Origin of the sequence: Arthrobacter sp. N1 (genome assembly GCF_048288285.1) — a bacterium.
Taxonomy (GTDB): domain Bacteria; phylum Actinomycetota; class Actinomycetes; order Actinomycetales; family Micrococcaceae; genus Arthrobacter_D.
On record NZ_CP102608.1, the window covers coordinates 3,027,740 to 3,045,412 of the forward strand.

At 69.8% G+C, this 17,673-nt stretch carries 21 protein-coding genes; 8 read left to right on the top strand and 13 right to left on the bottom strand.

The genetic code is table 11. From position 1 onward, the window contains the following. Positions 1-61: 61 nt before the first annotated feature. Complete coding sequence (locus NVV32_RS14075; protein WP_422390574.1) at positions 62-943, bottom strand: tyrosine-protein phosphatase; 882 nt, start codon at positions 941-943, stop codon at positions 62-64. Between the two features lie 100 nt (positions 944-1,043). Between NVV32_RS14075 and NVV32_RS14080 the strand changes: the two genes are divergently transcribed. The 4 genes from NVV32_RS14080 to NVV32_RS14095 all read left to right on the top strand — a co-directional run bounded on the left by NVV32_RS14080 (position 1,044) and on the right by NVV32_RS14095 (position 4,923). Then, on the top strand, positions 1,044-1,793 hold the full coding sequence (locus NVV32_RS14080) for a GAF and ANTAR domain-containing protein (RefSeq protein WP_422390575.1): 750 nt from the start codon (positions 1,044-1,046) through the stop codon (positions 1,791-1,793). A 100-nt stretch (positions 1,794-1,893) separates the two neighbouring features. Beyond that, positions 1,894-2,847: a 1,4-dihydroxy-2-naphthoyl-CoA synthase gene (locus tag NVV32_RS14085; protein WP_055767565.1), complete on the top strand. Its 954-nt coding sequence runs from the start codon at positions 1,894-1,896 to the stop codon at positions 2,845-2,847. A 7-nt stretch (positions 2,848-2,854) separates the two neighbouring features. Further along, on the top strand, positions 2,855-3,985 hold the full coding sequence (locus tag NVV32_RS14090; RefSeq protein ID WP_422390576.1) for an AMP-binding protein: 1,131 nt from the start codon (positions 2,855-2,857) through the stop codon (positions 3,983-3,985). 53 nt (positions 3,986-4,038) lie between these two features. Next, on the top strand, positions 4,039-4,923 hold the full coding sequence (locus NVV32_RS14095; protein WP_422390577.1) for a 1,4-dihydroxy-2-naphthoate polyprenyltransferase: 885 nt from the start codon (positions 4,039-4,041) through the stop codon (positions 4,921-4,923). A gap of 39 nt (positions 4,924-4,962) precedes the next feature. Here NVV32_RS14095 and NVV32_RS14100 read toward each other — a convergent pair whose 3' ends face one another. After that, a complete protein-coding gene (locus NVV32_RS14100) occupies positions 4,963-5,259 on the bottom strand; it encodes a DUF4229 domain-containing protein (protein ID WP_055767555.1) in 297 nt (98 codons plus the stop codon). Between the two features lie 30 nt (positions 5,260-5,289). Here NVV32_RS14100 and NVV32_RS14105 point away from each other — a divergent pair, with 30 nt between their 5' ends. Continuing rightward, positions 5,290-5,736, top strand: coding sequence for a PLD nuclease N-terminal domain-containing protein (locus NVV32_RS14105; protein WP_082471234.1), 447 nt, complete (start codon positions 5,290-5,292; stop codon positions 5,734-5,736). A gap of 400 nt (positions 5,737-6,136) precedes the next feature. Here NVV32_RS14105 and ccsB read toward each other — a convergent pair whose 3' ends face one another. The 5 genes from ccsB to NVV32_RS14130 form a co-directional block, all read right to left on the bottom strand. Beyond that, entirely contained in the window at positions 6,137-7,171 is a 1,035-nt protein-coding gene (ccsB, locus tag NVV32_RS14110; RefSeq protein ID WP_422390578.1) for a c-type cytochrome biogenesis protein CcsB, read from the bottom strand. Continuing rightward, positions 7,171-8,889 (bottom strand): cytochrome c biogenesis protein ResB, encoded by a 1,719-nt coding sequence (gene resB / locus NVV32_RS14115; RefSeq protein WP_422390579.1) that lies wholly within the window; start codon positions 8,887-8,889, stop codon positions 7,171-7,173. The genes ccsB and resB overlap by 1 nt, the downstream gene beginning before the upstream one ends. Positions 8,890-8,944: 55 nt before the next feature. Then, positions 8,945-9,748 carry a cytochrome c biogenesis CcdA family protein gene (locus tag NVV32_RS14120; protein ID WP_422392055.1) on the bottom strand — a complete coding sequence of 268 codons (804 nt, stop codon included), beginning with the start codon at positions 9,746-9,748 and terminating at the stop codon, positions 8,945-8,947. A gap of 33 nt (positions 9,749-9,781) precedes the next feature. Next, positions 9,782-10,351 carry a TlpA family protein disulfide reductase gene (locus NVV32_RS14125; protein ID WP_422392056.1) on the bottom strand — a complete coding sequence of 190 codons (570 nt, stop codon included), beginning with the start codon at positions 10,349-10,351 and terminating at the stop codon, positions 9,782-9,784. Positions 10,352-10,441: 90 nt separating this feature from the next. Then, positions 10,442-11,113 (bottom strand): histidine phosphatase family protein, encoded by a 672-nt coding sequence (locus NVV32_RS14130; RefSeq protein ID WP_422390580.1) that lies wholly within the window; start codon positions 11,111-11,113, stop codon positions 10,442-10,444. 171 nt (positions 11,114-11,284) lie between these two features. Here NVV32_RS14130 and NVV32_RS14135 point away from each other — a divergent pair, with 171 nt between their 5' ends. Both NVV32_RS14135 and NVV32_RS14140 read left to right on the top strand, forming a co-directional pair. Then, on the top strand, positions 11,285-11,842 hold the full coding sequence (locus NVV32_RS14135) for a YceI family protein (protein WP_152812704.1): 558 nt from the start codon (positions 11,285-11,287) through the stop codon (positions 11,840-11,842). A 285-nt stretch (positions 11,843-12,127) separates the two neighbouring features. Next, positions 12,128-12,787, top strand: a complete 660-nt coding sequence (locus NVV32_RS14140) for a hypothetical protein (RefSeq protein WP_422390581.1) — start codon at positions 12,128-12,130, stop codon at positions 12,785-12,787. Positions 12,788-12,804: 17 nt separating this feature from the next. Here NVV32_RS14140 and NVV32_RS14145 read toward each other — a convergent pair whose 3' ends face one another. After that, the gene (locus NVV32_RS14145; protein ID WP_055767534.1) at positions 12,805-13,491 is read right to left on the bottom strand and encodes a redox-sensing transcriptional repressor Rex; all 687 of its coding nucleotides are present in this window, start codon (positions 13,489-13,491) and stop codon (positions 12,805-12,807) included. 218 nt (positions 13,492-13,709) lie between these two features. Then, positions 13,710-13,973, bottom strand: a complete 264-nt coding sequence (locus NVV32_RS14150; RefSeq protein WP_422390582.1) for a glutaredoxin family protein — start codon at positions 13,971-13,973, stop codon at positions 13,710-13,712. 60 nt (positions 13,974-14,033) lie between these two features. On the opposite strand from NVV32_RS14150, the gene NVV32_RS14155 reads away from it, so the two are divergent. Beyond that, complete coding sequence (locus NVV32_RS14155; RefSeq protein WP_055767531.1) at positions 14,034-14,846, top strand: HAD family hydrolase; 813 nt, start codon at positions 14,034-14,036, stop codon at positions 14,844-14,846. A 228-nt stretch (positions 14,847-15,074) separates the two neighbouring features. On the opposite strand, the gene NVV32_RS14160 is transcribed toward NVV32_RS14155, so the two are convergent. From NVV32_RS14160 to NVV32_RS14175, 4 genes are all read right to left on the bottom strand, one after another. Then, complete coding sequence (locus NVV32_RS14160; protein WP_003792170.1) at positions 15,075-15,173, bottom strand: 30S ribosomal protein bS22; 99 nt, start codon at positions 15,171-15,173, stop codon at positions 15,075-15,077. A 207-nt stretch (positions 15,174-15,380) separates the two neighbouring features. Beyond that, a complete protein-coding gene (locus NVV32_RS14165; RefSeq protein ID WP_055767529.1) occupies positions 15,381-15,593 on the bottom strand; it encodes a helix-turn-helix domain-containing protein in 213 nt (70 codons plus the stop codon). 229 nt (positions 15,594-15,822) lie between these two features. Beyond that, a complete protein-coding gene (locus tag NVV32_RS14170; protein ID WP_422390583.1) occupies positions 15,823-16,335 on the bottom strand; it encodes an ArsR/SmtB family transcription factor in 513 nt (170 codons plus the stop codon). 50 nt (positions 16,336-16,385) lie between these two features. Further along, a complete protein-coding gene (locus NVV32_RS14175; protein ID WP_055767522.1) occupies positions 16,386-17,588 on the bottom strand; it encodes an acetoin utilization protein AcuC in 1,203 nt (400 codons plus the stop codon). Between the last annotated feature and the right edge of the window lie 85 nt (positions 17,589-17,673).

The following is a 17,673-nucleotide window of genomic DNA, read 5'->3' on the forward strand; positions in this document are numbered from 1 at the left end:
ATGCCCGGTGGTCCTGCGGGGCCGGCTCCCGGCCCTGGCGCCGCCCGCCCGGTCGGCGTCGCTAGCGGTGCGCGGGTGCTCGCGGACCGGTGAGCCGCGCGCGCAGCAGGTCGAGCTCGGCCTCCGTGAGTCCGGCGTCGAGGAGGTAGCGGGCGGCGTCGAGCGAGGACAGCAGCGTTCGGAGGTGCCCCTGCGCGACGGTGAGCCACTCGGTCAGTTCCTCGTCGGAGCGCGGCGTCTCGTGCGGCACCTCCTGGCCCCGGTAGCGGTCATTGATCGCCGTCACGGCTCTCGCGTAGTCGGCGCCGATTTCCGGATGCGGGATGCCGGACGCCGCCAGCAGCAGCGCCACCACCATGCCCGTCCGGTCCCTGCCGGCGGCGCAGTGGATGACGACTCCCCCGGGTGGTGCGGTGATGAACGCCCGGGCGATGGCCCCGAACTTCTCCGGCCAGCGGTCCAGGTTCTCGCGGTAGTGCTCGGGGGTGTTCAGGTACGGGCCGGTCAACGCCATGAAGTCGGCGTCCGCCTGGTCCTCGGTCGGCAGGTTGAGGACCAGGAACCGGGCGAGGACGTCCGGCTGGACGCGCGGATCGGGGGAACGTCGTCCCAGCTCGAACGGGTTGCGCAGGTCGATCACGGTGCGGACGCCGTGATCCCAGGCCTGCTCCCACCCCGCCTCCGTGACCCACTCCTGCCGGCCCATCCGGTAGAGGCGCCCCGGCTGCACAGCGGACACGACCGCTCCGACGTCACGCGCGTTCACCGCTCCGTCCCAGAGCGGAGCCCGTGCCGCGGCTGCGGTTGCCGGCGTGTGCGAGCCGGACGGTCCCGCGTCCGCGGCGGGCGACACCGGCGCGCCGGACCGGACGGGCGGCACCGGCGCGCCGGACCGGACGGGCGGGACTGGGTGGAGCGGGCTCGAGACCGGTGCGGCGTCCATGCGCCGAAGCCTAGCAAGCACAGTCCGGCGGGCGGCGCACGGCCCATCGTCGACGCACACGCCTCCTGCATCGGCGGCCGGCGCTGAGTACGGTGGTCCGATGACACCGAACGGGACCGATGACAGCAGCGCCGTCGAGCAATCGGTGGACGGCGATCTCCTGGACTTCGTGACCGGGACGGAGGACGTCCACGAATTCCTGCAGGAGATCGCCGCCCGGGCCGCACACCGGCTCACGACGCCGGACCACCAGGTGATGTGCGCCGTCTCCCTGCTGCGCCGCCGACGCCCCATGACCGTCGCCTGGAGCAACGAGGACGCGCGGCGACTGGACGACGAGCAGAACCGCGTGGCCGAGGGGCCGTGCATCACGGCAGCCCGCTCGCTCGAGACGGTGTACGTCCCGGACACGCTGCAGGATGACCGGTGGCCCGACTACCTGCCGACGGCGAGCGGACAGGGCGTACGCTCCATCCTCGGCACGCCGTTCCACCTCGCCGATGAGGCGGACGCGGGCCTGAACTTCTACAGCTCGTCCCCCGATGCCTTCCCTGCCGCATCGATCGGCGTCGCGCACGAGTTCGTCCGGGAGACCTCGAATGCACTCCGGCTGGCCGTCCGTCTCGCCGTGCTCGCCTCCGAGCGGGACGATCTCGACGCTGCCCTGCGTTCGCGGTCGACGATCAACACCGCCGTCGGGATCCTGATGGCCCAGAACCACTGCTCGCAGAAGGAGGCGCTGACCTTCCTCGAGCGCGCCTCCAGCGTCCGCAACCTGAAGCTGCGGGACGTGGCGGCCGCCGTCGTCGCCTCCGCCGGCGGTACCGCGGGTCCCCCGCCTGCGCCGTGACCGGAACCGTGGCAGCCGGGGCCTTCGCCCCGGCACTCCGCGGCCTGCATCGCGCAGGAAGCTCGGCAGGGCCTGCCTCCCGCGCGGCTAGACTCGACGGGTGACTTCAGAGCTCCCCGCCTCGGTATCCGACACCTTCGACCCCGCTCGTTGGCGCGTCGTCGCAGGATTCGAGGACTTCACGGACCTGACCTACCACCGCCAGGTGGAGCGCGACCACGACGGCGACGTGGTGCGCGACCTCCCCACGGTGCGCATCGCGTTCGACCGCCCCGAGGTCCGTAACGCCTTCCGCCCGGGCACCGTCGACGAGTTGTACCGCGCGCTCGACCACGCCCGCATGACCCCCGAGGTCGCCACGGTCCTGCTGACCGGCAACGGGCCGAGCCCTCGCGACGGGGGCCATGCCTTCTGCTCCGGCGGCGACCAGCGGATCCGCGGCCGGGACGGCTACCGCTATGCGGAGGGCGAGACGAGGGAGACGATCGACCCGGCACGCGCCGGACGGCTCCACATCCTGGAGGTTCAGCGCCTGATCCGCACCATGCCGAAGGTCGTGATCGCCGTCGTCAACGGCTGGGCAGCCGGTGGGGGGCACAGCCTGCACGTCGTCGCGGACCTGACGATCGCCTCCGCGCAGCACGGGAAGTTCAAGCAGACCGACGCGACCGTGGGCAGTTTCGACGCCGGATACGGGTCCGCGCTCCTCGCGCGCCAGATCGGGCAGAAGAAGGCGCGGGAGATCTTCTTCCTCGCGCGTGAGTACTCGGCGGCGGAGATGGTGGAGATGGGGGCCGTCAACGAGGCCGTCGACCATGCGGAGCTGGAGGTGGTGGCGCTCGGATACGCGGCGGACATCGCCCGGCAGAGCCCGCAGGCCCTCCGTATGCTGAAGTTCGCCTTCAATCTGGCGGACGACGGCCTCGCCGGGCAGCAGGTCTTCGCGGGCGAGGCGACGCGCCTCGCCTACATGACCGACGAGGCCGTGGAGGGCAAGGAGGCGTTCCTCGAGAAACGCGCTCCCGACTGGTCCTCGTTCCCCTACTACTTCTAGGAGCGGCGTGGAACTTCTTCCCGTCCACACCCCGGACGGTTCCGATCCCCTGGAGCTGCTCCCATCCCTCGCCGCGGCACTCGCCGGCGAGGGTCCCGCCGTCGCCCCCCACGTGCTCCCCGGCCAGGAGTTCCGGGGCACGCTGCCCAACGACGAGATCGCCGCCGTGATCAGCACCTCCGGGTCCACCGGCACGCCCAAGCAGACGATGCTGAGCGTCGACGCCCTCGCCGCCTCGGCCATGGGGACGGCGTTCGCCCTGAAGGGCGAGGGACAGTGGCTCCTCACCCTGCCGGTGCACTACGTGGCCGGCTTCCAGGTGCTGGTCCGGTCGCTCTTCGCCGGGACGCAGCCGTGGGTCATGGACACCTCGGCGGGCTTCACCCCGGCAGCCTTCACCGCGGGGGCGGCCGAACTGACGGACAAGGTCCGCTTCACCTCGCTGGTGCCCACGCAGCTCCACCGCCTGCTGACCGATCCCTCCCCGGAGACCCTGCGGGTCCTGCGGCGCTTCGACCGGATCCTCCTCGGCGGCGCACCCGCCGGTTCCGCCCTGCGCTCCCTGGCGCGCAGCCACGACCTGCGGATCGTCGAGACCTACGGTATGAGCGAGACCTGCGGCGGGTGCGTGTACGACGGCGTCCCGCTCGACGGCGTCGACCTCCGTTCCGTCGACGGACGCCTGCGCATCGGTGGAACGGTCCTCGCCGAGGGGTACCTGGGCGCGCCCGAGCTCACCGAGGAGCGGTTCGTCTTCAATGCCGGCCAGCGGTGGTTCGCGACCGACGACGCCGGGGACGTGGCCCTCGACGGCTCGGTGACGGTGCACGGCAGGCTCGACGACGTCATCATCACCGGCGCCCTGAAGGTCTCCGCCGCCAAGGTCACCGACGTGATCGAGGCGCTTGCTGGCGTCGAACAGGCCATGGTGCTCGGCGTCCGCAGCGAGGAGTGGGGCACGGCCGTGGCGGCGGCGATCGTGGGCGACGTGGACGCCGACGTCATCCGCCAGGCGGTCCACGTCGAACTGGGAGCACACGCCGTGCCGAAGGCCATCGTGACCCTGGACGCCTTCCCCCTCCTGCCGGGCGGTAAGCCGGACCGCCGCACCATCCACACCCTGCTCGAACGCGCCTGACCCTCCGGGCAGAGGGCTCCTCCGACATCCGCACCGACCAGAAGGACCTCCCCGTGGCGACTGCCGCTCAGTGGCTCGAAGGAGCCCGCCCCCGAACCCTGCCGATGGCGTTCGCCCCGGTGATCATCGGCAGCGCGGCGGCCTTCGGGCTCGGCGAGTTCAAGCCCGTCAACGCCGTGCTGGCCGCGATCGTCTCCGTGCTGCTGCAGGTCGGCGTGAACTTCGCCAACGACTACTCGGACGGCATCCGCGGCACCGACGACGAGCGCGTGGGTCCCCTCCGTCTCACCGGCTCCGGCGCAGCAGAGCCGCGGCAGGTGAAGCGGGCGGCCTTCGCGGCGTTCGGTGTCGCGATGCTGGCGGGCCTCGCCCTGATCGTCCTGTCACAGGCCTGGATACTCCTGCTGGTCGGTGTGGGCTGCATCGCGGCGGCGTGGGGTTACACCGGCGGCAGGAACCCCTACGGCTACCTGGGGCTCGGTGACGTGTTCGTCTTCGTGTTCTTCGGGCTCGTCGCCACCCTCGGCACCACGTACACGCAGGCCGACCAGCTCTCCGCACCGGCATGGATCGGCGCCGTCTGCACCGGGCTGATCGCCACGGCACTCCTGATGGCCAACAACGTCCGCGACATCCCCACGGACAGCGTGGTGGGCAAACGGACCCTGGCGGTGCGGCTGGGCGACACCGCCGCCCGCATCAGCTATGTCATGATGCTGGCGGCCGCCGTCCTGCTGCCCCTGTTGCTCAGCTACGACTACCCGTGGGTGCTGCTGGTGCTCCTGCTCATCCCGGCCTGCCTCATGCCCAGCTGGTTGATGCTCAAGGGGAAGAAGCGCAAGAGTCTGATCCCGGTCCTGAAGCAGACGGGCCTGATCAACCTCGCCTTCAGCATCCTGTTCGGCGCCGGAATCGTCATCACCACGGCCCTCGCCTAGCTCCTGCAGTCCTGGCGGGGTCTTCCTGCACCCGTCCTGCTAGGCGCGGGGCTTGCGGTCGGAGTTGACCGGCATATTGGGGTCCAGTGCGTCCTCCGCGGCCGCGTCGTCGAGCTCGACGGCGGTGCGCACAGGTGGTGCCCCCGGCGTGAACCGACGCTGGAGCGTCGCTGCCGCGGCGTCCCGGAGGTCGCGGGCGAAGAGGTAGGTCAGGCACCAGGCGAGGATCGCGGCGACCACGGCGGAGAAGAACAGTCCGAGGCCCAGCAGCACGCAGGCCACATAGAACACGACGATCAGCAGGAGGCGCAGGGCGCTGAATTTGAGGAAGGCCACGCTCCAAGTTTACTCGCCTACAATTGGCGCATGCCTCGCCTCCTGCTGTTCGCCGCGATCCTCGGGGTCGCCGTCATCATCTACGCGCTCATCGATTGCGTGATGAGTCGCAAACACGAGGTACGCAGCATCTCCAAGACCGCGTGGTTCATCACGATCCTCGTCCTGCCGCTCATCGGAGCCGGCATGTGGTTCCTCCTGGGCCGCCCGCGCAACGACGGCCCATCCGGTCCGCGCCGGCCCGCACCGCGCAAACCCACCGCACCCGATGACGATCCCGCCTTCCTCCAGAACCTCGAGGCACAGCGGCGGCAGCAGGCGCGCGAGCAGGAACGTCGACGGCGCGAGCAGGAGCAGAAGGATCTCGACGCGAAAGCGCGCGAGCGGGATGCCCGGGGCCCTGCCGAGGACGGCAAGGCCGACGGCGAGGGGAACGACGACGCCGGATCCGGCCCCGCGGGAGTCCACCGCCCCTAGCGGGCCTTCCAAGGACCTTCGGTGTCAGGGCCTACCGAGGGCGTCCATAGGCCGTCGCGGGCTTACCGGGGGCGTTCATCATCCGCCGCGGACTCCCGGTGGCCGGCACCCCGTGCGCTGCGTCCCTCCGACCGTCCAGCAGGATGACGTGGAATGGTCGAGCCCTCCCAGGTGCGGAGGCCTCGGGCGGGCAGATCCGCGCACCTGCAGTTCCCGGCGTGCCGAGCACGCAGCAGGAAGGTACTCAGGCGCCCACGCAGGAGCTCCGGCCCACAGTGCATGGGCACACCACGGGCAACAACTCAGGGATCGCTACACCCCACCCACCCACCCACGCATCCCGGACACGACGAAGCCCCGCGGTCGGGACCGCGGGGCTTCGTCGTGGGCCCGGCTGCTCCTAGACGCCGGAGTAGCTGTGCAGGCCCGAGAAGTAGATGTTCACGATCGTGAAGTTGAAGACGATGCAGAGGTACCCGACGATCGAGAGCCAGGCGGCGCGCGTACCCGTCCAGCCCCTGGTGGCGCGAGCGTGCAGGTACCCGGCGTAGACGGTCCAGATCACGAAGGTCCAGACCTCCTTGGTGTCCCAGCCCCAGTAACGGCCCCAGGCCTGCTCCGCCCAGATGGCGCCGGCCATGAGGGTGAAGGTCCAGCCGACGAACGCGATGGCGTTCAGGCGGTAGGACAGATTCTCGAGGCTGAGGGCCGAGGGCACCAGGCGGAGGAACTTCGCGGTGTCGACCTTGCCCGCGAGCAGCTTCGCCTCCCGGCTGGTCTGCAGGAGCTGCAGCACGGACATCGCGAAGGTGATGGTGAACAGGGCCGAGGAGGCGACGGCGATGGAGACGTGCACGATCAGCCAGTAGCTCTGCAGGGCCGGGATCAGGCGGGCGACGGGCGTGGGGAACCCGACCGTTGCCGCGCACAGCATGATCACGACGAGGCCCACCACGAAGGAGCCCACGAAGCGGAGGTCCTTGCGGGTGAGGGTGATGAGGAAGATGGCCGCGACGAGGAAGGCACCCGTGGTGCAGAACTCGTACATGTTGCCCCAGGGCACGCGGTTCGCGGCGACACCACGGCTCACGACGGCGGCCCCGTGGATCACGGCCGCCAAAATCGTCAGCGACACCGCGACCCTCGCCGTCCCCCGCCGTGGGCCGGCGCCGTAGTCCATGGAGTCGTCCGCGGTCGCGCGGGCCGGCGGCGTGGACCCCGCTGCCACCGCCCCGCCCCGTGCCCCGACGCCGGCGAGTGCACGCTCGGGCGCACCCTGCTGGCTCGCGAGCCGGGACTCGATCGTGCCGATGGTCGTGCTGGACCGGACGAGGTCCAGCACGAAGAAGATCAGGGCCACCACATAGGCGATGGAGGCCAGCAGCATGAGGAGCTCGCTGATCTGCCCGAGCTCGGCGTTGACTGGTTGTGGCATCAGTTGTCCTTCGTCATGTGGTGCGAATTCCCCGTGCCGGCTGCCGATGTCCCGGCCTCCTGCAATGTATCTTCCTCCGCGGCACCCTCGGGTGCCAGCCAGCGGTCGGCCAGCAGCTTCTCGACAGCCGTGCCTTCGGCCGGCAGGCGGTGGTCCTCGCCGCGGGCGAGCAGGCCGTACTCGAGCATGATGCGCCCGTCGGGGTGCTCGCCCGTGCGGACCCAGAGCCTGCGCCTGCCGATGAACAGGGACGCCGTCAGGCCCACCAGCGCGAGCGTCGAGAAGACGAGTGCTCCGACCTCCCCCGGGTCGTGGTGGATGTCCAGCGCCACGTAGCGCTTCAGCCCGTCGAAGGTGACCGAGCCCTTGCCCTCGGGCAGGTCGTAGGTCTGGCCGACCCCGAGCACGATCCCGCCGTCGTCGTTCGTGCGGCTGTTGAGCTCGGTCAGGTTCTCGGTGTCGAGGACGTAGACGTTCTCGGGGGTGCCGTCGTCGAGCCCCAGGTCCCCGTAGTAGGAGTTGAGGTTCAGCTGCGGGTTGAAGGGATCAGGATCCCTCGAGAAGGAGACGCCCTCTTCGTCGACGAAGGCGGTGGGGAGGAAGAATCCGACGAAGCCGAGCTGGTCCGGCTTCGCGTCGGGCGCCTTGATGACGATCAGCGAGGTGTAGAGACCGTCGGACGGTACCGAGACGACAGGCCCCTCGGAGGCGATGTTGCCCTCGCCGTCGCGCACCGTCACGACCGGCGCATACCCGTTGCCCACCAGGTAGACGTTGGTGCCGCCGATGGTCACCGGCGCATTGACCTTGAGGACCTGCGGCTCCTCGTCGGCGCCCGGCCCCTCCTGCGTGGTGATGTTCGCCGTGAAGTCCAGGGGCTGACCGTAGTGGCTGGTCTGCTCGCGGTCGAAGCGCACGTCGAAGGAGTCGAGGCGGATCGAGAAGGGATCGAGCCGGTCGTCGGAGAAATTCGATCCGGGGTTGAAACTGTCGTACCCGATCAGGGTGTTGACGAAGCTGTCGCCCTCGACGATCACCTTCTGGCCGTTGTAGCCGAACAGCCCTCCGACCGCCACGGAGACGAGCACGCCGATCAGCGAGGTGTGGAAGACGAGGTTGCCGAACTCCTTCGCGAGTCCGCGTTCCGCGCCCACCGAGGGACGGTCCGTGCCGGCGTCGCGCACGTCCACCCGGTAACCGCGCTTCTTCAGCAGGGCTGCGGCCTCCTCGGCAGCGGACGACGGCGTGAGCCCTGCCGCGCGTACCCGATGGGCGGGGACCTCGAGCGTGCCGTAGACGGGCAGTCGCGAGAGCCGTCTGGGTGTCCGCGGGGGCGTGGAGCGCACAGCCCTGAAGTGCGCCCGTGCTCGGGGGACCACGCAACCGATGAGCGAGATGAAGAGCAGCAGGTAGATCGCGGAGAACCAGACGGACGAGTAGACGTCGAAGAGCTGGAACCAGTCCAGCACCGGGCCGGTGTCCGGGTTGTTCTGGATGTACTGCGTGACGACCGCGGGATTCGCGGGGCGCTGCGGGAAGAGCGAACCGGGCACCGCCGCGACGGCGAGGAACAGGAGGAGGAACAGCGCGGTGCGCATGCTGGTCAGCTGCGTCCAGGCCCACCGCAGGGTGCCGAGGAAGCCGAGGGAGGGCAGGACGACGTCGGACCGGCGGCTGCCGGCCGTGCTCCCCGTGTCCTCCGAGATGTCCTGCTTCACAGCGCCCTTCCCGTCCGTGCTTCGTCCTCGTGGCTGTTACCGGCGCGTGGGGTCGTCATATCGGCAGCACCACGTTCCCGATCACCAGGTCCTGCAACCGGGTGATCCAGGTGTTCCACAGACCCGTGACCATCAGCACGCCGACGAGGACGAGCATGCCACCCCCGGTGCGCTGCAGCAGGAGGCGGTGCCTGCGGAAGAACGCGAGTGCGCCCATGCCGCGCCGGACGCCGAGTGCGATCAGGAGGAACGGGAGCCCGAGTCCGAGGCAGTAGACGAAGGTCAGCAGGGCACCCTTGAGCGCCGTCGCGTCATCGCCCGAGATGGCCAGGAGCTGGACCGCCCCGAGCGTGGGGCCGATGCAGGGCGCCCACCCGAGCCCGAACGTCACGCCGAGCAGCGGGGCTCCCAGCAGGCCGGCGGGCACCTTCGCGTGCACGCGGCTCTCGCGCTGGAACCAGGACAACCCGCCCATGAAGACGACGCCGAGGAGGATCACGACGACGCCGAATACCTGGATGAGCCACCCCTGGGAGACGCGCAGGAAGGCCCCGAGCTGGCCGAAGAGCGCCCCGTAGGCCATGAACACGACGGAGAAGCCCAGCACGAACAGCCCGATCCCGGCGACCATCCGGCCGCGCCGCTGCTTCTCGAGGTCCACCCCGGTGAGCCCCGTGACGTAGCCGAGGTAGCCGGGGACGAGCGGGAGAACACAGGGTGAGGCGAAGGAGACGAGCCCTGCCAGCAGGGCGACCGGCAGTGCGAGGAGCATGGACCCGCTGAGCACGGCGTCAGCGAAGGCGTTCCCCGCGACGAGGGGAACGGAGGTGGAGAGGTGACCGGCCGCGGGCAGGACCATCGAGGTGGTCATCGGCGCGCTGCGCGCACGGCGCTACTCCGCGAGCGCATCGGTGATCAGCGCCTTCAACGTACTGCGGTCCGCGAGGCCGAGGATGCGTGCGGACACGCGCCCCTCCTTGTCGAGCACGATGGTGGTCGGCACGGCCTGCGGGGGGACGTACTGCGTCATGTCCAGCAGGACGCCGCCGTCCTTGTCGTCGAAGCTCTCGTACGGGATGGCGAAACTGCGCTCGAAAGCCTCGGCCGTGGCCTGCTCGTCGCGGATGTTGACCCCGTGGAAGACGGCGCCCTGCGGCGCGTATTCGTCGTGCAGCGAGACGAGGTCGGGCGCCTCCTCGCGACAGGGCGCGCACGAGGCGTACCAGAAGTTGAGGACGGCGACCTGGCCGGTCCAGTCGGAACTGGAGACCGCCGTCCCGTCGAAGAGGGTGCCGTCGATGGCGACGGGTTCGCCCCGATCCGTCGGGTCGTACTCCGTGACGGAGCCGTCACCGGCGATGTAGTTCTTGCCGTCTCCCGCATCGGCCTGCTGGGCCAGGGGATCGTCCGCGGCGCACGAGGTCACCACGAGGGACACCGGCACGGTGAAGGCCAGCGCCATGCCCAGCCTGAGCAGCAGGCGACGCCTGGTGGAGCGGACGAGTGTGGTCACGGCTTCTTCCGTTGATTTCTACGACGTGTAGTAATTCTATTACGCCCCGGGGACATTCGCCGCACCGGGCAGGAGGTCCGCGCAGGGTTCGGCGTACCGGACCCGCCGGATGACGTCACCCTCGAAGTCGATCGAGGTCACCGAGGTCAGCGTGCACTCGCGCTGGCGCGGATCGTGCCAGAGACGACGGTGCTCGGCCGCGAGTCGGGTGACCCAGATAGGGAGCTGATGGCTCACCAGGATGGCCTCGGCCGGGGCCTCGGACGCACCGCCCAGCTCGACGGCGCGGCGCCGTGCGTCCTGCACGCCCCTCATGACCCGCTCCGCCTGCTCGCTGTACGGCTCGCCCCAGGACGGACGGAACGGGTTGACGAGCAGCGGCCAGTACCGGGGCTGGCGGAGGCGGCTCTTGATCCTCGACATCCCCTCGAAGCGGTTGTCCGCCTCGATGATGCGCTCGTCCGTGGAGATCTCGAGATCGAGGGCCTCGGCGACGGGCTGCGCCGTCTCCTGCGCACGGGTCAGGGGAGAGGCCACCAGCAGGACGATGTTCGCGCCGTCGTCCCGTCGCTGCGCGAAGTGACCGGCCATCTGGGACGCCATGCGCCGCCCGAGCTCGGAGAGGTGGAACTCGGGGAGCCTGCCGTAGAGGACGCCCTCCGGATTGTGGACCTCACCATGGCGTACCAGGTGGACGGTTGATCTCTGCATGCCCCCAGTTTCCCGCATGCCACCGTGTCACGGCCAATCGCCGACGAGGAGGCGTAGGGCGCCCTCGTGATCAGTTGGTTGAAGATTTGAGCGATGTGTGGAATAAAACATGCATACGCATGCTTTTCCATCTCGTAAGCATTCGCCATCCCTCTTCTCCAGGAGATCATCATGACCGTTCCCACAGGCCTCACCTCCGGCACCTGGTCCTTCGACCCCGCGCACAGCGAGGTCGGCTTCAGTGTCCGCCACGCCGGCATCAGCAAGGTCCGAGGCTCCTTCAAGGATGTCGACGCCTCCCTCGCCGTCGGCTCCTCCCTCGAGGACTCCGCCATCACCGTCACCATCAAGACCGCCTCCTTCAGCTCGGGCGACGAGAACCGCGACGGCCACGTCAAGAGCGCCGACTTCTTCGACGTCGAGCAGTTCCCGGAGATGACCTTCGTCTCGACGTCGCACGCCGGCTCGGGCGAGAGCTACACCATCACCGGTGACCTCACCATCCGCGGCATCACCAAGTCCGTGGTCCTGGAGGCCGATTTCAACGGCGTCGCCGTCGATCCCTTCGGCACCACCCGCGCCGGCGTCTCGGCGTCCACGACCATCTCCCGCAAGGACTTCGGCCTGACCTGGAACGCCGCGCTCGAAGCCGGCGGCGTCCTCGTCGGTGACAAGGTGACCATCAGCATCGAAGCGGAGTTCGTCGCTCCCGTCGCCGCGACGGTCTGACCCGACCCTCCTCCCCCGCCGCACCGCCCGACGGCCGGCGTCGTCCCCCGACGACGGCGGCCGTCGGCGTCCCACGCGCTTCCCGCGGTGGACGTCGCGCACGGGGCGAGCCCGGGTGAGGAGCCCGCCGTCCGCGCCCGGATCGGACGCCGTCTGCCTGTCACCCTCGCGGGGGAACTACTAGGCTGACGGAAGACCGCACCGGCGGCGGGGACGTCCATGGGGGCACCGGCGCTGATCCTGCGGATCCAGGACAGCCACGCACTGCACACGGAGGACGCCGCGATGAGTACGCCACACAACGACCAGGGCCCGGGGAACAACGCGCAGGGCTGGAACCCGCCCGGAGGCGAGAGCCAGGACGGCCGCCCCGCCGGGCAGCAGTACGAGCAGCAGAACAGCTCGGGGCCCAGCGGCTACCAGCCTGCCCAACCTTCGAGCTACGCCTACCCGACCTCCGGCAACAGCGCCGGCGGCTCGGACGCACCCGGGAAGGGCCCTGCTCCGAGGGAGGTCGTCCGGGCGTACTACCTCATCCTGGCCGCCGGGGTCGCCTACCTCGTCTCCTCGATCACCTCGGCGCTGCTGATCGACATTCCCGAGATGGCCGGCGGCTCGTTCGGGGTCGGGATCAGGCTGGTCTTCGCCGTGGTGTTCGCGGCCGTCTACGTGGTCCTGGCGCTGTTCATCCGCCGGGGCCAGAACTGGGCCCGCATCACCGCGACCGTCCTGGCAGCGCTGAACGTGGTGTCCACCGTCGGGTCGCTCCTGCTCCTGCCGATCATCAACCAGGCCGCGGAGGCCAGCGGGACCGTCGTCCCCGAGACGCCCGTGATCTCGACGGCGCTCGGCCTCCTCGTCATGCTGCTCGGCGTGGCCGGCGTCGTCATGACCTACCTGAAGCCCGCGCGCCCCTACTTCGCGCCGCAGCGGCTGGGGTACTGACCCCGCACGACCGCCGGCTACTGGGCGCGGGAGATCGGACCGAGGTCCGGCTCCTGCGCCCTCTGTGCGTGGTAGGCGAGGATCTGCAGCTCGGTGGACATGTCGACCTTGCGCAGCTGCACGTGCGGAGGGACCTGCAGCACCACCGGGGCGAAGCTCAGGATGCTGGAGATGCCCGCCGCGACCAGCCGGTCGCACAGTTCCTGGGCGACCGGCCCGGGCACGGAGAGCACGGCCATGTTGGTGCGGGTCCGCTCCAGAACCGTCTCGAGGTCGTCCACGGCACTGACCCGGAGATATCCGACCTCCGATCCGACGACGAGCTGATCGGCGTCGAACAGCGCCACGATCTCGAAGCCGCGCGAGACGAAGCCCGAGTAACCGGCCAGCGCCCGGCCGAGGTTGCCGGCGCCGATGATGGCTACCCGCCAGTCGAGCGTCAACCCAAGGGCGATGGAGATCTGGCGGTTGAGATACTGCACGTCGTAGCCGACGCCGCGCGTGCCGTAGGAGCCGAGGTAGGACAGGTCCTTGCGGAGCATCGGCGAGTTGACCCCCGCGGCGTCCGCGAGCTCCTCCGAGGAGACGCGCTCGATCCCCTCGCCGAGCAGGCTGTTGAGCGCCCTCAGGTAGATGGTGAGGCGCGCCACCGAGGCGGGAGGGATATGGCGCACCGGATCACCCACGGGGTGGAGGCCTGGCATGTCCGGTGGTGTCACAGTGTGCGGCTCCGTTGCTAGCGCCGCCGCATCCCGGCGGAGGACGGCGGATCCTGGACCCTCGACGGCGGGGCGGACGTATCACCACTTTATGCCGAGCGCGCAGGGCCACCAAGCCCACCGTCGGCCGACACTCCCCGGACATCCCGGCCGTGGCTCGTCGGAGCTCCGGAGGAGCTCGGCGGGGGCGGTTCGTCGCCGCCTCACCCGCCGGAGAGCAGCCTCCGCAGCCTCGCCTCGTCGATGGACCAGAAATCGCGCTGCACCCCGTCGATGAACAGCACCGGCAGTTCCTCCGCGAAGCGGGCTCCTGCCGTGGGAGCCTCCGTGACGGAGACCTCCTGCCACTCGAGCCCCAGCTCCTGCACGACGCGGGCCACGACGAGCCGGGCCTCCTCGCAGAGATGGCATGCCGGACGGGTCAGGAGGACGATGCCGGTCGCGGGGATCTCCGCCGATGCTTCCATCACTCCACCGTACTGCCGGGTGACGGCAGGGGCAGCGGGACGACGAACTACACTCGGAGCATGCCGGACGCCGCTCGGGGCACGCAGCCCATGCCAAGGCCTCCGGCGACCGTCCAGGGCGAGGCCGCCTTCTTCGACGTGGACAACACGCTGATGCGCGGTGCGAGCCTCTTCCACGTCGGCCGGAAGATGTACCAGCGCAAGGCGTTCACCCTGCGCTTCGCCGCCGGCCTCGCATGGAAGCAGCTCCGTTTCATCATGCGCGGCGAGACCATGACGGACGTCAACTCGGTGCGGGACGCCGCCCTCGCCTTCGCCATCGGCATCGCCCACGAGGACATCCTCGCGCTCGGCGAGGAGGTGTACGACGAGATGATCGCCTCCAAGATCTGGCCCGGCGCGCGCGCCCTCACCGAACACCACCTGTCCTCGAACCGCCAGGTCTGGCTCGTGACGGGGACTCCGGTCGAAGTGGCAGCGGTCATCTCGAGCAGACTGGGCCTGACCGGCGCCCTCGGGACCGTCGGCGAAGTGGCCGACGGCCTGTACACGGGGAAGCTGGTGGGCGAGTTCCTCCACGGACCCGCGAAAGCCGTCGCCGTCCTCGACCTCGCGGCACGGGAGAACCTCGATCTCTCGCGCTGCTGGGGATACAGCGACTCCTACAACGACATCCCGCTGCTGACCGCCGTCGGCCATCCCGTGGCCATCAACCCGGACGGCAGGCTGCGCCGTCACGCCCGCGCGAACAACTGGCCCGTCTACGACTTCCGGAGCGGACGCCGCGCCGCGACGCTCGGGCTGCGGGCGGCGACGATTGCGGGATCGGTCTACGGCCTCTGGCGGAGCTTCTCCCGCTTCCGGAACCGCTGACGCGCGGCGGCTCACAGGTCGCCGTCTCCGCGGGGTGGGCACCGCCCGGGCTCCGGTCTCCGGTGGGTGGTGGCCGGCGATCCCGCCCCGTCTCCTGGGGCCGGCCTGCAGTCTCCGGGCTCCGGTGGTCGGTCCTGATCGCCCCCGGGTACGACGACGGCCCGGCACCCACACCACGAGGGCGGGATTCCGGGCCGTTCGGCAGACCTCGGCGCTGGGCCGGGCTGTCTACTTCTTGTTGCGGCGCTGGTGGCGCGTCTTGCGCAGCAGCTTGCGGTGCTTCTTCTTGGCCATACGCTTGCGGCGCTTCTTGATTACTGAACCCATAGAGTCCTCACAGACTGTTGTGGTGCCGGTCCCGCTCTCCGGCGACGTGCCAGGAGTCGGTACCGGGGCTGACGAAAGGCGTGTACCTGGTGGCAATCGCCCGGGTGATGCACTGACTCGGACGGACCTGTGGCCGCCGAAAACGCTCCCTAACAGGGTACATCCGTTTGGTGGAGGGTCAGGACGGCCCGGCCCGGCGACCGCGGCTCAGGCGCTCTCGGACTGGCCGTCCACCTGCGCGCGCTGGAGGAATTCCTGGACGGCCGACTCCGGAACGCGGTACGAGCGACCGAACTGCACAGCGGGCAGGTCCCCGGCGTGCACGAGCCGGTACACGGTCATCTTCGACACTCGCATGAGGTCGGCGACCTCCGCGACCGTCAAGAACTGCACATCCGAGAAGTTAATCCCGTCTGCCATCTCACCACTATTCCTTTGCATGGAGGTCCGTAACTCACCCTGAGACCGGCATCGAGAAAGACACCCCTGAGCGACTGATCGGCGTGTCGCCTTGAAGCATAAGGATTATCCGCCTAGGGGATTACTGTAGTGGCTGATGTGACCAAAGTGAAAGGGCGCCCCGGAGCCTGTACCCGCCTCCTCGAACCGGCCGTTCTCCGGCCTCGAAGGGCGGCGCGACCGGCCGGTGCTACGAGGACGGATCGCGACGCCGCCGGAGCTGCGACAGGAGATCGGCAGCCCGCTCCGCCGCACGTCCCATGGTCCGGCCGAGCTGCGCCCTCGAACCGTCCGCCTCGGCGAGGGGATCCGGTCCGGCGAGGACCGCGGCGGCCAGCACGGCGTCCTGCACCCGGCCCTCGCCGGCCCGGCCCTGCCCCGGCTGCGTGCCGAGCGTCTCGACGAGGTCCTCCACCGTCGGCGCCTGCGCCTCGGCGAGCGGTCGTGGCTCCACGCCGTCGAGCCACTGCCTCACGAGGCCCAGTGGAGCGGTGTCGAGCGAGTAGAACCGCTTCTGCCCCTGGGCCCGCATGGAGACCAGTCCCGCCTCCCGGAGGACCTTGAGATGCTTCGAGACGGTCGGCTGGCTCACGTGCAGCTCGATCACAAGCTCCCCCACCGCTTTGTCGCCGTCGCGCAGATGCTCGAGGATCTGCCTGCGCGTGCTCTCGGCGATGACAGCGAAAACATCATCGATACCCATTCGCCCACCCTAGCGATATATACGTCGGGCGGCATCCTGCCGCGCGATGGTCAGTCGAACCAGGGGTCCAGCCCGTGGAGGGGGAAGACGGCCTTGCGCGTCGCCATGACGGTGCGGTCCAGCTCGTCGTCGGGGTCGTAGCCGATCTCCCAGGAGCGCCACCACGTATCGGCGCCGTCACCCATGAGGCGTGGCGCATCGACGCCGTGCCGTTCGAGCACGTAGTCCCGCCAGGCCGCAGGGACGGGTGTCGCCGGGCCCATCGGAGCCCCCGCAGCGACCGCGACGAGGAGCGTCCATGACCGCGGGACCACGCTGGCGAGCGCGTACCCGCCCCCGCCGGTCGCGATCCAGCGACCCCCGCAGAGCCGGTCCGCCAGGTCCCGGACCGCCAGCATGAGGATGTGCTGGGCGTCGACGCTGACCCTCAGGTTCGTCAGGGGATCCTCGCGGTGGGAATCGCAGCCGTGCTGGCTGACGACCACGTCCGGAGCGAAGGCCCCGGCAAGCTGTGGGACCACTGCGTGGAAGGCCCGCAGGAGAGCGGCGTCTCCGGCCGTCGTCGGCAGTGCGACGTTCACTGCGGACCCCTCCGCGCCCGGCCCGCCGATCTCGTTCGCGAATCCCGTACCCGGGAACAGGCTCATCCCGGTCTCATGGAGGGAGATCGTCAGGACCCGGGGATCGTCCCAGAAGATGCTCTCGGTGCCGTCCCCGTGGTGGGCGTCGACGTCGATGTAGAGGACGCGCTGCGCTCCGCGGTCGAGCAGTCGCCGGATGGAGGCGGCGGCGTCGTTGTAGATGCAGAAGCCGCTGGCCCGGGACCGTGCCGCATGGTGCATCCCGCCACCGAAGTTGACGGCACGGACGGCGCGACCGCTCATGAGTGCGTCGGCGGCATCCAGGGACCCGCCGGCGAGCCGTGCGCTGGCCTCGTGCATGCCGCTGAACGCGGGGTTGTCCTCGGTGCCGATTCCGTGAGCCGGGTCCGATCGGTCGGGATTGCCACTCAGGTCGCGGACGGCACGGATGTAGTCGTCGCTGTGGACCGTCGCGAGGTCCTCGTCGGAGGCGACGGAGGGGGCGACCACGCGGACGCCGTCGAGGTCGAGCAGCCCGGAGTCACCCAGGAGCCGGGCCGTCAGGTGCAGCCGCTCAGGGTTCATGGGGTGCTGCAGGCCGAAGTCGTAGGCCAGCATCGCCTCGTCCCAGGCGACCTGCAGGGGTACCGCCGGACCGGTGTGCGTAGACATCCCTGCAAGGGTACGCGATGCCTGATCTCCCCACGACGGTCCGGAGTGAGATGCTTTACTACTGCAGGGGAGAATGAGGGGCAGC

Coding starts and splice junctions, on each gene's coding strand:
- NVV32_RS14075 (WP_422390574.1), bottom strand. CDS start 943: ATGGACGCCGCACCGGTCTCGAGCCCGCTCCACCCAGTCCCGCCCGTC.
- NVV32_RS14080 (WP_422390575.1), top strand. CDS start 1,044: ATGACACCGAACGGGACCGATGACAGCAGCGCCGTCGAGCAATCGGTG.
- NVV32_RS14105 (WP_082471234.1), top strand. CDS start 5,290: ATGCCTCGCCTCCTGCTGTTCGCCGCGATCCTCGGGGTCGCCGTCATC.
- ccsB (WP_422390578.1), bottom strand. CDS start 7,171: ATGCCACAACCAGTCAACGCCGAGCTCGGGCAGATCAGCGAGCTCCTC.
- NVV32_RS14120 (WP_422392055.1), bottom strand. CDS start 9,748: ATGGTCCTGCCCGCGGCCGGTCACCTCTCCACCTCCGTTCCCCTCGTC.
- NVV32_RS14125 (WP_422392056.1), bottom strand. CDS start 10,351: ATGGCGCTGGCCTTCACCGTGCCGGTGTCCCTCGTGGTGACCTCGTGC.
- NVV32_RS14130 (WP_422390580.1), bottom strand. CDS start 11,113: ATGCAGAGATCAACCGTCCACCTGGTACGCCATGGTGAGGTCCACAAT.
- NVV32_RS14135 (WP_152812704.1), top strand. CDS start 11,285: ATGACCGTTCCCACAGGCCTCACCTCCGGCACCTGGTCCTTCGACCCC.
- NVV32_RS14140 (WP_422390581.1), top strand. CDS start 12,128: ATGAGTACGCCACACAACGACCAGGGCCCGGGGAACAACGCGCAGGGC.
- NVV32_RS14145 (WP_055767534.1), bottom strand. CDS start 13,491: ATGCCAGGCCTCCACCCCGTGGGTGATCCGGTGCGCCATATCCCTCCC.
- NVV32_RS14150 (WP_422390582.1), bottom strand. CDS start 13,973: ATGGAAGCATCGGCGGAGATCCCCGCGACCGGCATCGTCCTCCTGACC.
- NVV32_RS14155 (WP_055767531.1), top strand. CDS start 14,034: ATGCCGGACGCCGCTCGGGGCACGCAGCCCATGCCAAGGCCTCCGGCG.
- NVV32_RS14160 (WP_003792170.1), bottom strand. CDS start 15,173: ATGGGTTCAGTAATCAAGAAGCGCCGCAAGCGTATGGCCAAGAAGAAG.
- NVV32_RS14165 (WP_055767529.1), bottom strand. CDS start 15,593: ATGGCAGACGGGATTAACTTCTCGGATGTGCAGTTCTTGACGGTCGCG.
- NVV32_RS14170 (WP_422390583.1), bottom strand. CDS start 16,335: ATGGGTATCGATGATGTTTTCGCTGTCATCGCCGAGAGCACGCGCAGG.
- NVV32_RS14175 (WP_055767522.1), bottom strand. CDS start 17,588: ATGTCTACGCACACCGGTCCGGCGGTACCCCTGCAGGTCGCCTGGGAC.